Origin of the sequence: Embleya australiensis, from assembly GCF_051903075.1 — a bacterium.
Classification (GTDB): domain Bacteria; phylum Actinomycetota; class Actinomycetes; order Streptomycetales; family Streptomycetaceae; genus Embleya.
In genome coordinates, this window is sequence record NZ_CP182423.1 from 2,831,790 (window position 1) to 2,844,256 (window position 12,467).

Sequence of the window (12,467 nt, forward strand, 5' to 3'; positions counted from 1 at the left end):
GGACCTGATGCCATGATCGAGACCCATCCGGGGCTCACCGTCGACAGCCGACCCGACTGGGTCAAGTGCGGACGCTGCGCCGAACTCGTATACGGCAAACGTTTCACCCGGGACCTGCGGGTGTGCCCCGACTGCGGCGAGCACGCGCGCCTGACGGCGCGTGAACGCCTGGATCAACTCCTCGATCCCGGCTCGGAGATCGCGCTGCGCGCCGACCCCGCACCGCACGATCCGCTCGGCTTCGTCGACTCCCGCCCCTACCCGGAACGGCTGGATCGGGCGCGTGCGGAGACCGGCATGGACGAGGCCGCGGTGTGTGCGCGGGGCACCATTCACGGGCAGCCTGTGGTGGTCGTCGCGATGGACTTCCGTTTCCTCGGCGGCAGTCTGGGTTGCGCGGTGGGCGCGCTGGTCACCGCCGCCGCCGACGAGAGCCTGCGGACGGGGATCCCGCTGCTGCTGATCACCGCCTCGGGCGGGGCGCGCATGCAGGAGGGCGTGCTGTCGCTGATGCAGATGGCCAAGACCGCGCACGCCCTGGCGGAACTGGACGAGGCCGGCGTGTTGGTGTTGTCGCTGATCACGGATCCCACGTACGGCGGGGTGGCCGCCTCGTTCGCGACGCCGGCGGATGTGATCCTGATCGAACCCGGCGCGCGGATGGGCTTCGCCGGGCCACGGGTGATCGAGCAGACCATCGGCGAACGGTTGCCCGAGGGGTTCCAGACCGCCGAATTCCTGCTCGAACACGGGATGGTCGACACGATCGTCGCGCGACCGGCGCTGCGCGCGACGTTGCGGCACTTCCTCGCGGTGGGCGGGGCGAGGGCGGGGCGGCGGGACGGGGGGAACGGCACGATCCTGAACGGGGTCGTGTCGGGTGGGTACGAGTCGGGGGCGAACGGCTCGACATCGAACGGGGCTACCCCGGGGGGCACTACGCCGAACGGGGTCGCTCGGAACGGGTCCGGGGCGGATGGGTCTGCCGCGAACGGGTCAGCCGCGAACGGACATGCGTGCCATGCGCCGTCGCTCGGTGAGCTTGCGGGGGAGCCCGGTGAGCCCTGGGAGGCTGTTCGGCTGGCGCGGCATGCGGGGCGGCCGACGATGCTCGACTACGCGGGTCGACTCCTGGAGGATTTCCACGAGTTGCACGGGGATCGTATTGGTGCCGACTGCCCCGCGATCGTGGGCGGCATCGGTCGGCTCGACGGTCGGCCGGTGATGCTGATCGGGCATCAGAAGGGCGGCGACAACCTCGCCGAGCGGCAATACCGCAAGTTCGGCATGGCCACCCCGGCCGGCTTCCGCAAGGCGGCCCGGCTGATGCGGCTCGCCGCCAAGCTCGGCCTGCCGGTGATCACCCTGGTCGACACGCCGGGAGCCAACCCCGGGCCGGACGCCGAACGCGACGGCCAGGCCGTCGCCATCGCGGAGAACCTGCGCCTGATGGCCCGACTGGCCACCCCCATCGTCACGGTGATCACCGGCGAGGGCGGCAGCGGCGGCGCACTGGCGCTGGCCGTGGCCGACCGGGTGCTGATCGGCGAGCACGGCATCTACTCGGTGATCAGCCCCGAGGGCTGCGCCGCCATCCTGTGGAAGGACCCGTCGGCGGCCCCCGCCGCGGCGGCGGCGCTTCGTATGGGGCCGCGCGACCTGCTGCGCCTCGGTGTGGTCGACGGGATCGTTCCCGAGCCACCCGGCGGCGCCCACACCGACCCCGGCCGAGCCGCCACACTGCTGCGCACCGCCCTGATCCCCGTCGTCGACGAACTCCTCGCCCTGAACCGCACCCGCCTCCTGCGCGAACGCGGCGAACGTTTCCGGAGGTTCGGCGCCGCCGAGGCCACCCATGCCGAGGCCACCCGCCCCGAGGCCGCTCGTGTCGAAGCCACCCGTGCCGAGACCGTTCGCGCCGAGCATGGTCGGGCCGACTCCGTCGGTGCCGGCTCGGTCCGAGGTGTCTCCGCTCGTACTCGCGTCGCCCGGGCGGAAGTTGCTCCCGGCGCGGCCGTGCGTGTCGAGACGGTCCGTGCGGAGGCCGTCCCCGTCGAAGTTGCTCCTGTCGAAGGAAGTGCCCGATGAGTTCGCCCCATGGACCGTCCCCGGCGCGCGACGCGCACGCCGATGATCGACCCGACCGCCACCCCGCCGGCTATGCCGACGAGCGCTGGGTCAGACCGTTCGATCCCGCGCACGGGTCCGCGCATCCTCGGCCGGCCGCCCCCGAGGCGCCGGGCCCGGTGCGGCCGGCGCCCGTGCCGCCGCGGTGGATCCGGTTGCGCTGCGGCGACACCAGCATCGAGATCGAATGGCCCGAGGCCGCCCCCTCCGGGGCCGCGCCCGCCGTTCCCGGCGCCGCGCCCGTCGCCGCCGTCCCCGGCGAGCAGTCGGCCGAGCCGGACGGCGGACGTCGCTACGTGTCGGCCCCGATGGTCGGCACCTTCTACCACGCTCCCGAGGTGGGCGCGAAGCCGTTCGTCAGCGTCGGCGACACCGTCCACCCCGGTCAGACGGTGGGCATCCTCGAGGTCATGAAGATGATGAACACCGTCACCGCCGAGGTGTCCGGGCTGGTGGTGGAGGTGCTGGTGGCCGACGCGCAGCCGGTCGAGTACCAGGAGCCCCTGCTCGTGATCGACACCGTCGGCGCCGATCCGGACGTAGGCGCCGACGACCGTCCCGGCGGCTCCCACAACCGGCACTGACGACGACCCGAGGTGGTCCCCGTGTTCTCGACCGTGCTCATCGCCAACCGCGGTGAAATCGCCCTGCGGGTCGCCCGCACCTGCCGCGAAATGGGCATCCGCAGCGTGGCCGTGTACTCCACCGCGGACCGGGAGTCCGCGGTGGTGCGCTTCGCGGACGAGGCCGTGCACATCGGTCCGCCGCCGGCCAGGTCCAGCTATCTCAACATGCCGGCGATCATCGAGGCGGCCCGGCGCACGGGGGCGGAGGCGATCCACCCCGGCTACGGATTCCTGTCCGAGGACCCCGACTTCGCCGAGATCTGCGAGGCGCACGGGATCACCTTCATCGGCCCGCCGCCGCACGTGATGCAGCGGCTCGGCGACAAGAGCGAGGCGCGCGCGGTGATGGCCGCGGCCGGACTGCCGGTACTCCCCGGCAGCGACGGCGCGTTGAGTTCACCGATGGAGGCCGCCGAGATCGCCGCGCGGGTCGGCTATCCGGTGATCCTCAAGGCGGTGGCGGGCGGTGGCGGTCGCGGGATGAGCGTGGTCCGCGACCCGGACGAGCTGGCCTGGGCCTACCAGGACACCCGCGCCCGGGCACGAGCCGTCTTCGGTGACGAACGGCTCTACCTGGAGCGCTACATCGACCGCGCCCGGCACGTCGAGGTACAGGTGTTGTGCGACGGCCGCGGCGGCGCCGTGCACCTGGGCGAGCGGGACTGCTCCGCGCAGCGCAGGCACCAGAAGCTGGTCGAGGAGTCGCCCGCCCCGAACCTGCCGGCCGAGACGCGCGAGGCGATGTGCGCGGCGGCGTTGCGCGGGGCGACGGCGGTCGGCTACGTGGGCGCGGGCACCTTCGAGTTCGTGGTCACGCCCGCGAACCGGTTCCACCTGCTGGAGATCAACTGCCGGATCCAGGTGGAGCATCCGGTCACCGAGATGGTCACCGGCGTGGACATCGTGCGCGAACAGCTCGCCATCGCCGCTGGTGCGCCGCTGACGTTCGGTCAGGACGACGTGGTGCCGCGCGGGGTGGCGATCGAGTGCCGGATCAACGCCGAGGATCCGGCCCGGGCCTTCGCGCCGACGCCCGGCCGGTTGGCGGAGTTCGTGCCGCCCGGCGGTCCGTGCGTGCGGATCGACACGCACGCCTATCCGGGCTGGACGGTCGGTCCGGACTACGACTCGCTGCTCGCCAAGGCGATCGTCTGGGCACCCGACCGGGAGCGGGCCATCGCGCGCGCCGAGCGGGCTCTGGGCGAATTCCGGGTGGCCGGCGGCGGGGTACAGACCACGCTGGGCTTCCTGCGGCGACTGCTGGCGCACCCGAGCTTCCGAGCCGGCGAACACACCACGGACCTGGTGGACACGATGACCTCGGACGTCACCGAGTCCGCCCCGGCCGAGCCCGCCCCGGTGCCGTGAGGCCCTGAGGCCCTGCGGCGCGACCCGATTCCCGTACCCGTTCCTGCACAAGCGAAGGCGGATCATTCCCCATGCACCCCATGCACGCACTGCCCGTACAGCGGCTGCTTCCCCTCGGCTGTGTCACCGCGCTCACGATCCTCGGCTCGGTGTTGGCGCCGACCGCGCAGGCGGAGACCCGGCATGTCGTCCATCCGGGCGAGTCGATCCAGGCGGCGGTGGACGCCGCCGCGCCCGGGGACACCATCGAGGTGGCGCCCGGTACGTACACCGGTAGCGTCCTGGTCCGCACCGATCGGCTGACGATTCGCGGGGCGGGCGAGCGTACGGTGCTCACCCCGGGTGAAGCGGACGCGACGAACGAGTGCGCGGTGGCCGGGAACGGGCTGTGCGTGGTCGGCACGGCCGAGCACCGGGTCGCGGATGTGCGGATCCAGTCGTTGACCGTCACCGGCTTCACCAAGACCGGCGTGATGGGCAGCGGCACCGAACGTATGCGGGTGCGCCGGGTGTTCGCACATCACAACGGCGAACACGGGATCGGCCAGGAGAACTCGGTTCAGGGCGAACTCACCGACAACACCGCCGAGGACAACGGCCAGGCGGGGCTGTTCCTGGCGGACACCGCCGACGCGATGGGCGCGAGCATCGCCCGCAACCACTCCGCCGGCAACCGGCTCGGCGTACTGATCCGGCGCGGGCGGGAGTTGGCGATCGAGCAGAACGAACTGACCGGGAACTGCGCCGGGGTGTTCATCGTGGGCGACGACAAGGAACCCGCCGCCGGGCCGCTGGCGATCCGGGGCAATCGCATCGACGAGAACAACAAGTATTGCCCGCCGAATCCGCGGCTGGCCTTCATCCAGGGTTCCGGCATCGTGCTCACCGGCGCCCGGGAGACGCAGGTGTCGGACAATCAGGTGCGGGACAACCAGGGGGAGTCGCCGATGTCGGGCGGCATCGTGGTGATGCCCAGCCAGGCCGGGCGCCCGACCGTGGGCAATGTGATCCGGGGCAACGTGGTGACGGGCAACGCGCCTTCCGACCTGGCGTACCGGGTCACCGAGATCAACACGTTCGAGGCGAACGTGTGTGAGCGGTCCGAGCCCGCCGGGCACTGCTGACGGTTGTCGGGAGGGGGCCGACCCACCCGGGCCGGAGGCGCGTCGGGCGTCTCCGGCCCGGGTCAGTGCTGTTCGGGGGCCATGCCGGGCATGATCGTGTCGGGTGGGGCGTCGCCGTAGCCGAGGGTGGCCATCATGCCCAACTCGCTGTGGTAGACGTTGTGGCAGTGCAGCATCCACTCGCCGGGGTTGTCGGCGAGCAGGTCCACGGTGACGGTTTCCCGGGGGCGGACCACCACGGTGTCCTTGCGCGGGCCGCCACCGCCGGGCCGGCGCACTCGGAAGGTGTGTCCGTGCAGGTGGACGGGATGCCAGATGCGGGAGTCGTTGGTGAAGGACAGGCGCACCCGTTCGCCGTGGGCGACCGCCACCCGCAGCGATGTGTCGTCGGACGCGTCCGCCGTGCCGATCGTCCACGACGTGCCGCGCGCACCACCCGTGCGCAGCACCAGGTCCACCTCGCGGGCCGGTTCGTCGCCCGGGTCGACCGACGGGTCGGCGGTCAGGTCGGCGAGGCCGAGCACTCGGCGATCCAGTTCCGGGACGTCGACCGAGGCCGGCGGGGCGTCGCCGGTCGAGGTGCGGACCACCGCGAAGGCCCGGGCGTTCTTCCCCTCCGCGGCGGCGACCAGCGGGAACACCCCGTCGTCGAGGGTGACCAGCACGTCGTAGCGCTCGCCCATCCCGATCAGCAGCGTGTCCACCCGTACCGGCAGCACCGGGAAGCCGTCGGTGTGGGTGACGGTCAGCCGGTGGCTGCCCAGCGCGACCCGGAACGCCGTGTCCGCCCCGGCGTTGATCAGGCGCAGGCGGATCCGCCGGCCCGGTGCCTCCTCGAACACCTCCGGGGCCTCCGGGGCGCGGCCGTTGACCAGGTAGTGCGGGTAGGCGACGTGTCCGGCGCTGCCGCCGAGGAGGGTGCTGCGCATGTTCTGCGGTGGCCTGGGGTTGCCGCGCAGTTCCGTCAGCACCGCGTCCGGGTCGGTGCCGGTGCCGTCGATCCAGTCGTCGAGCACGACGGTCCACTCCGCGTCGTAGGACAGCGGCTCGGCCGGGTCCTCGACCACCAGCGCGCCGTAGAGCGCGCGGTCGAGTTGGGTGCCCACGTGCGAGTGGTAGAAGTACGTGCCCGGGTCGGGCACGACGAAGCGGTAGTCGAAGCCGCCGCCCGGCGCAACCGGGGCCTGGCTGAACCCGGGGGCGCCGTCCATCCGCTGATCGATCCGTACCCCGTGCCAGTGCACCGTGGTGTCCTGCGGCAGGTCGTTGCGCAGGTGCGCGGTCACGGTGGCGCCGGCCGTGACCCGGATCTCCGGGCCGGGGAGGCGGTCGCCGAACCCCCAGGTGGCCACCTCGCGCGCGCCCAGGTCGACCGTGGTCGGCGCGGCCGTGAGCAGGACCGCGACATCGGCGGCCGAGCCGGCGCGGGAAACGGGCGCGAGGGTCGCGGGGGCGCCGGCGCGGAACCGGGTGCCGGTGCCGGCGGCGAGCAGCGCGGCGGTGCCGGCCGTACCGAGCAGCAGCGAGCGGCGGGTGGGGTGGGAGGGGACAGGCAACGGTGCGGCCCTGCTTCCTGAGGTCGGCTCGCGACGGGGCGTCGGCCGCCGGGGTGCCGGCGGGATCCGGCGCCAGTACCCCGCCCCGGTCCGGCGAACACGCCTTGGCGCCGGGCCACTCCGTCGGCCGCGATCCGTGCCGCCGGTCGGGTGAACGAGCGCGAACGCCAGTTGCCTCCTGGGATTCCCCTCGTTGCACCGGTCGATCGCGCCACCCGCGGCGCCATCCGAAACGGAGATCACATGTACACGTTCAAGAAGTCGGCCTCCGTGGCCGCCGGTGTCGCAGCTCTCGTCATGGCCGGTGCCGGCGTCGCCAGCGCCGGGTCCGAGGCGAACGGCGCGGCGGTCGGGTCGCCCGGCGTGTTGTCCGGCAACAACATCCAGGTTCCGATCCACGTGCCGATCAACATCTGCGGCAACAGCATCAACGTCATCGGGCTGCTCAACCCGGCGATCGGCAACGTCTGCGCGAACGTCGACGGCGCCGACGAGAAGCACGGCCAGCACGAGGCGCCGCACCACGGTGACCACCACGAGGCCCCGCACCACGGTCAGCACGGCTGATCCGAGGTTCGTGCCGTCCGTCCTCCGCTGACGGCGCGTGACACCGATATACCGGCGGCCCCTCGATGCGGACGGATCCGAGGGGCCGCCACACGCGGCCGGTGGCGGCGCTCCCCCTGCGGCGCGGCCCCGGCTTCGTCGTGTGCGCGACGGGCTACGGTTTGCGGCCCACCGCGCCCCACATGGCCACCTCGGGGGCGCGGACCCCGGTATCCGGCCGCCAGTGCGAACAGGTGACGACACCCGGTTCGAGCAGTTCCAGGCCGTCGAAGAAGCGGGCGATGCCCTCAGGTGAGCGCTGCTTGAGCTTGGGCGTGCCGTGCTCGTTCCAGAACGCCACGGCGTCGTCCACGTCCGGCGGCGCCGGCGGACTGGTCACCGTGTGGGACAGCGCGAGATGGCTGCCGGACGGAAGCGCGTCCAGGAGGCGGCGTACCGTGCCGTAGGCCTCGTCGTCGTCGTTCACGAAGATGATCACGCCGAGCAGGACCAGGGCGATGGGTTGGTCGAAGTCGAGGGTCTTCGACGCCCGGGCCAGGATCTCGTCGACGTCGCGCAGATCGGCGTCGATGTAGCGGGTGGCCCCCTCCGGACTGCTGGTCAGCAGCGCCCGGGCGTGCACCAGTACCAGGGGATCGTTGTCGACGTAGACGATGCGGGACTCCGGCGCCACGCTCTGCGCGATCTCATGGGTGTTCCCGGCCGTCGGCAGTCCGGTGCCGATGTCGAGGAACTGCCGGATGCCCAGATCGCGAGCCAGGTAGCGGATCGCCCGACCGAGGAACTGCCGGTCGGCGAGGGCGTAATCGCGGGTGCCGGGGTGGATCGCGGCGATCTGATCACCGGTCTCCCGGTCCACGGGATAGTTGTCCTTGCCGCCCAGCCAGTAGTTCCACACCCGGGCGGTATGGGCCACCTCGGTGTCGATCTTCCGCTCTGGTAAAGCCGATTCGGCGTCGGGTATGAACTCGGCCACGAACTCTCAACTCCGGATGCCGTGTGGGGTGGTCCAGGCCAATCTAGGGGCCGTTCGACCCGAGGCGGCAGGCGTGGCGGTGAATCTTCCGTCACGGTCGGCAAAGTTTTTCGGGTGACGGCGGAACGACCCGTTTCGGTACGGCTGTTCGGCGCCGAACCGAGATGGGTGTTCAGCACCCGGGCAGTCGATGTCGAGCGTCAGCCGGTGGTTCGGGCCCGGGTCGGAGTCTCTCCGACCCGGGCCCTTCGGCGTTCTGCCCTCTCGGTGCGCGAGTTCAGTCGACGGTGCGGGCACGGATCAGCTCGGCGAGGCGGTGCAGGGCGGCGGGGTTGTCGGCGAGGAACAGGTTGGGCTCGACGAGTTCGAGCTCCATCACCACCGGCGAGCCGTCGTCGGCCAGGGCCACGTCGACGCGGGCGTAGAGCAGCGGATGTGCGACCGGGACGACGGACAACGCCGCGACGGCCAGGTCGAGTTCGGCGGCGGTCGGGGTGTACGGGGCCAGACCCGGATGCGGGTGGCGGTCGTTGTCGAGGACGCCGACCTCGGTCAGGACCGGCCCCTTGCGCATCGCGTGGCCGAACGTGCCGCCGAGGAAGACCAGCGCCCGTTCGCCCTCGTCGATCCGGGACAGGTACGGCTGCACCATCGCGGTCTCGCCGCCGGCGTGCAGTGCGGCGATGTGGCGGCCGGCCGCGTCGTGGTGCTCCGGGGTGTAGCGGGCGCTGTCCCGGGCGCCGGAGGAGACGGCGGGCTTGATCACGAAGTGGCCGTGTTCGGACAGGATCGCCTGTTCGCCGGGGGCGACGAAGCGGGTCGGCACCACCGGGACGCCGCGCGCGGCGAGTTCGCGCAGATACCGCTTGTCGGTGTTCCAGCACACCGGCGCGGCCGGATTGTCCAGGCGGGTCACCGCCTCGACCGCGTCCACCCAGGCCAGATAGCACGCCGGCCGTTCGCAGTAGCCCCACGTGGACCGGATCACCACCGCGTCGTACGCCGACCAGTCCACGTCGGCGCGATCCCACGACACCGCCTCGGCGTCGACGCCGTGCGAGCGCAGGGCGGCCACCAGCGGCGGCAGGTCCGCGTCCAGTCGGAGGCCCGGGGCCGAGGTGGCCGGCGCCACGCGGATCGCGACCGACATGGATACCTCCGAGGGCGGTGGTGAACGCGGGAACACCGGGTCGGCGGATCACCCCCGCCCGCCACCCGCGGGCGGGCCGCGTTCGAGCCGGCCCGGGTTCGCGGGCGTGGCTTGTTCGGGTGGGTCGACGGGCGTTGATGACCCTCGGGCGAACGATAGCCGTCCATTGGCCGAAATGATGCGATCGCACCCGCGGATGGCTCCAGACTGCCACCGCCGACCGGTCGGGGTCGGGGGGTGGGACCGTGGATGAGCGAGGAAACCGTGGCAGACGAAACCATGGACGACGTGCGTGCCGGGGTGCACGCGACCTATGTGGCGGCGGCGAGCACCGTGCTGGCCGGGGGCAGTGTGACCAGCGAATCCTGCTGTGACGGCAGTGGGGTCGGGGTCGGTCGGGGGTTCGGGGCGGGGCGATACCGCGCGGAGGAGTTGGGGCGGCTGCCCGGGGCGGCGTCGGCCGCGAGCCTGGGGTGCGGTAATCCGGCCGCGGCGGCGGACCTGGTCGAGGGCGAGCGGGTGCTCGATCTCGGCTCGGGCGGCGGCATCGACGTACTGCTTTCGGCCCGACTGGTGGGGCCGAAGGGGCGGGTGTACGGGCTCGATCTGCTGGACGAGATGTTGGAGTTGGCCGGGGCGAACGCGCGGCGTGCCGGGGTGGACAACGTCGAGTTCCTGAAGGGCTCGATCGAGGCGGTGCCGCTGCCGGCCGCGACGGTCGACGTGGTGATCTCGAACTGTGTGATCAGTCTGGCGGTGGACAAGGGCGCGGTGTTCGCCGAGGCGTTTCGGGTGCTGCGCCCCGGCGGCCGGCTCGCCGTGTGTGACGTGGTGGCCGGTGAGGGGCTGACGATCGAGGAGCAGATCGCGCGCGGGTCGTTCGCCGGGTGTCTGGCCGGGGCGTTGGCGGCGAGCGAGTATCGGGCCGGGCTCCGGGCGGCCGGGTTCATCCGGATCACCGTCGAGCCCTCGCACGAGATCACCGACGGGATGCGGTCGGCGATCGTTCGGGCCGACAAGCCGAAGGTGTGCTCCTGCGACTGGTGACCTCGGGGTCGGCGGCGGGGTCGGGGGTGTGGCCCGCCGCCGACCCGCCGCCGTCCGGTCGGTGGGGCGGTGCGGCATGCTGGAGGGGAACCGACGTCGTCGTGCGGAGGAGGAGTTCCGTGACCGAGCGCAAGCCGCCCGAGGTTCCGTTCGATTCGTGGGTGGACCGGCAGATCGACGCCGCCGCCGCGCGGGGCGAGTTCGACGACCTTCCCGGGGCCGGCAAACCGTTGGCCGCGATCGACGCGCCCTACGACGAGCTGTGGTGGGTGCGCCGCAAGATGCAGACCGAGGGCATCTCCGTACTGCCCCCGACCCTGGCGCTCCGCAAGGAGGCCGAGGACACGATGGCGGAGATCGAGCGGGCCCGCTCGGAGCGTGAGGTCCGGCGCATGGTCACGGAGATCAATGCCAAGATCGTCGCCGCGTTGCGGATGCCGCCGCCCGGGCCGGTGCTGGGCCTTCGGCCGTTCGACGAGGAGGAGGCGGTCGCGCGGTGGCGGGCGGCGCGGCCGGAGCCGGCGGCGCCGGCGAACCCGGTGGGTACGGACGCGCGTCGGCGTGGGTCGTCGCGGTGGCGGCCCTGGCGGCGTCGGGTGGGGTAGGCCCGGTCCGGCGGATCTTGCCGGGTCCGCGTCGTCCGGCAAGATCCGCCGGACAGGGCCTGGGCACGGGGTGGGTCCGTTGGTGGGTCGGTGTTCGGCCGGGACGGAGACCGCCGGCTCGACGTGGCCCCGGTGGTGCCGAGGTGGGTCGTCGAGCCGGCGATCGTCCGGAGAACCGGGCGGACCCGGGGTGGTTCAGGCCGCGGGGCCGGTGAACAGCCCGCGACCGGTCTTGACCGCGCGTCCGGCCTTGACCAGACCCTCGGTCGAGGTGCGCACGCTCTCCATGCGGCTCTTGGTGGCGACCTCGCCCAGGGCCTCGGTGAGCTGACGCACGTTCATCGGCTCGCCGGTGCCCGCCAACAGCGCGGCGATCTCGTCGCGCAGGTGGGAACGGACCGGACGGGCCGCCGGCGCCGCCGCGGGTGCTTCCGTGGCCTTGGCCTTGGCGGCCGGGGTCGCCTTGGCGGCCTTGGTCGCGGTGCCCGCCTTGGTGGTGGTCCGCTTGGTGGCGCTCGGCTTGGCGGTGGCCGGCTTGGCGGCGGTTGCCTTCGCCGCTGCGCCGGCCTTGGTGCGGGTGGACTTCCTGGCCGCGGGCTTGCCGGCCGGAGCCTTGCGGGCGGAGGCGGACTGTATCCGCGTCTGCTCCGCCACCGCCGCGACCGCCTGCTTCTTGCGGCGCGGGGCCGGAACGGTCGCCGCCGGGGTCTCCGGAGCGGCCGGTTCGGGCGTGGCCTCGACGACCGGCTCGGGCGAGGCGGTGGCCTCGGCCTCGGGCGCGGTCTCCACGGCGGGTTCGGCCCCGGGCGCGGATTCGGCCTCGGGCGCCGGGGCGACCTCGGTCTCGGCGACCGGCTCCGCCGCGGCCTCCTCGGCCGGGGCCGACGCCGACGCGGTCAGCGGGCGAATCAGTGCCAGTTGCTCCACCGCGCTCAGCCGAGCGGCCAACTGAGCCTCGACCACGGCCAGTTCCTCTTGCAGCCGGTCCCGTTGCCCGGCCAGTTCCGTGGCCTCCTTTTCCAATGCAACTCTCAGTTCGTCAACCGACGATGCGACCATCCGGCGACTCCTTTTCGTGGTTCGGCAATCGGGTCGGGGCAGTCGCGATCCGGCGGACCGGAGCACGTTGTTCCCCTTCGGCGGGCGGGGGCATCCCACCCGCGCTGGGTCCATGATCGCCCGTTCCGCGCGTGACATGCACCAAAACACGTTTCCGCGTGCGGAATTGCCCGAAGAAAGCTTGGATCGGCCGCTCTGCGTGCGGTGTTGCGGACGGGTTGTGACATGGGAAACGGGGTTCGGGGGTTTCGGGGCGGCGTCG

Annotated in this window: 11 protein-coding genes; 7 read left to right on the forward strand and 4 right to left on the reverse strand. The window is 72.5% G+C overall.

Features of this window, described 5'->3' with window-relative positions:
* The first annotated feature begins 12 nt into the window (after positions 1-12).
* The 4 genes from accD to ACMXN5_RS42520 all read left to right on the forward strand — a co-directional run bounded on the left by accD (position 13) and on the right by ACMXN5_RS42520 (position 5,245).
* Positions 13-2,088 (forward strand): acetyl-CoA carboxylase, carboxyltransferase subunit beta, encoded by a 2,076-nt coding sequence (gene accD / locus ACMXN5_RS42505; protein WP_439680219.1) that lies wholly within the window; start codon positions 13-15, stop codon positions 2,086-2,088.
* Positions 2,085-2,711: an acetyl-CoA carboxylase biotin carboxyl carrier protein gene (locus tag ACMXN5_RS42510; RefSeq protein ID WP_439680220.1), complete on the forward strand. Its 627-nt coding sequence runs from the start codon at positions 2,085-2,087 to the stop codon at positions 2,709-2,711. The genes accD and ACMXN5_RS42510 overlap by 4 nt, the downstream gene beginning before the upstream one ends.
* 21 nt (positions 2,712-2,732) lie before the next feature.
* Complete coding sequence (locus ACMXN5_RS42515) at positions 2,733-4,121, forward strand: acetyl-CoA carboxylase biotin carboxylase subunit (protein WP_439680221.1); 1,389 nt, start codon at positions 2,733-2,735, stop codon at positions 4,119-4,121.
* A 71-nt stretch (positions 4,122-4,192) separates the two neighbouring features.
* Positions 4,193-5,245 carry a right-handed parallel beta-helix repeat-containing protein gene (locus tag ACMXN5_RS42520; RefSeq protein ID WP_439680222.1) on the forward strand — a complete coding sequence of 351 codons (1,053 nt, stop codon included), beginning with the start codon at positions 4,193-4,195 and terminating at the stop codon, positions 5,243-5,245.
* 62 nt (positions 5,246-5,307) lie between these two features.
* Here the strand turns inward: ACMXN5_RS42520 and ACMXN5_RS42525 are convergent, their stop codons facing one another.
* The gene (locus ACMXN5_RS42525) at positions 5,308-6,801 is read right to left on the reverse strand and encodes a multicopper oxidase family protein (RefSeq protein ID WP_439680223.1); all 1,494 of its coding nucleotides are present in this window, start codon (positions 6,799-6,801) and stop codon (positions 5,308-5,310) included.
* A 150-nt stretch (positions 6,802-6,951) separates the two neighbouring features.
* Between ACMXN5_RS42525 and ACMXN5_RS42530 the strand changes: the two genes are divergently transcribed.
* The gene (locus tag ACMXN5_RS42530) at positions 6,952-7,368 is read left to right on the forward strand and encodes a chaplin (RefSeq protein WP_439680224.1); all 417 of its coding nucleotides are present in this window, start codon (positions 6,952-6,954) and stop codon (positions 7,366-7,368) included.
* A gap of 154 nt (positions 7,369-7,522) precedes the next feature.
* Here the strand turns inward: ACMXN5_RS42530 and ACMXN5_RS42535 are convergent, their stop codons facing one another.
* Together ACMXN5_RS42535 and ACMXN5_RS42540 are read right to left on the reverse strand one after the other, a co-directional pair.
* Complete coding sequence (locus tag ACMXN5_RS42535; RefSeq protein WP_439680225.1) at positions 7,523-8,344, reverse strand: SAM-dependent methyltransferase; 822 nt, start codon at positions 8,342-8,344, stop codon at positions 7,523-7,525.
* Between the two features lie 277 nt (positions 8,345-8,621).
* Entirely contained in the window at positions 8,622-9,494 is an 873-nt protein-coding gene (locus ACMXN5_RS42540) for an ATP-grasp domain-containing protein (RefSeq protein WP_439680226.1), read from the reverse strand.
* 249 nt (positions 9,495-9,743) lie between these two features.
* Here ACMXN5_RS42540 and ACMXN5_RS42545 point away from each other — a divergent pair, with 249 nt between their 5' ends.
* The gene (locus ACMXN5_RS42545; RefSeq protein WP_439680227.1) at positions 9,744-10,541 is read left to right on the forward strand and encodes a methyltransferase domain-containing protein; all 798 of its coding nucleotides are present in this window, start codon (positions 9,744-9,746) and stop codon (positions 10,539-10,541) included.
* A gap of 119 nt (positions 10,542-10,660) precedes the next feature.
* Complete coding sequence (locus ACMXN5_RS42550; protein WP_439680228.1) at positions 10,661-11,146, forward strand: DUF1992 domain-containing protein; 486 nt, start codon at positions 10,661-10,663, stop codon at positions 11,144-11,146.
* A gap of 195 nt (positions 11,147-11,341) precedes the next feature.
* Here the strand turns inward: ACMXN5_RS42550 and ACMXN5_RS42555 are convergent, their stop codons facing one another.
* On the reverse strand, positions 11,342-12,205 hold the full coding sequence (locus ACMXN5_RS42555; protein ID WP_439680229.1) for a hypothetical protein: 864 nt from the start codon (positions 12,203-12,205) through the stop codon (positions 11,342-11,344).
* Positions 12,206-12,467: the final 262 nt, after the last annotated feature.

Excerpts from the sequence above, each read along its gene's own strand:
- accD (WP_439680219.1), top strand. The coding sequence starts at position 13 with ATGATCGAGACCCATCCGGGGCTCACCGTCGACAGCCGACCCGACTGG.
- ACMXN5_RS42540 (WP_439680226.1), bottom strand. The coding sequence starts at position 9,494 with ATGTCGGTCGCGATCCGCGTGGCGCCGGCCACCTCGGCCCCGGGCCTC.
- ACMXN5_RS42510 (WP_439680220.1), top strand. The coding sequence starts at position 2,085 with ATGAGTTCGCCCCATGGACCGTCCCCGGCGCGCGACGCGCACGCCGAT.
- ACMXN5_RS42520 (WP_439680222.1), top strand. The coding sequence starts at position 4,193 with ATGCACCCCATGCACGCACTGCCCGTACAGCGGCTGCTTCCCCTCGGC.
- ACMXN5_RS42555 (WP_439680229.1), bottom strand. The coding sequence starts at position 12,205 with ATGGTCGCATCGTCGGTTGACGAACTGAGAGTTGCATTGGAAAAGGAG.
- ACMXN5_RS42545 (WP_439680227.1), top strand. The coding sequence starts at position 9,744 with ATGAGCGAGGAAACCGTGGCAGACGAAACCATGGACGACGTGCGTGCC.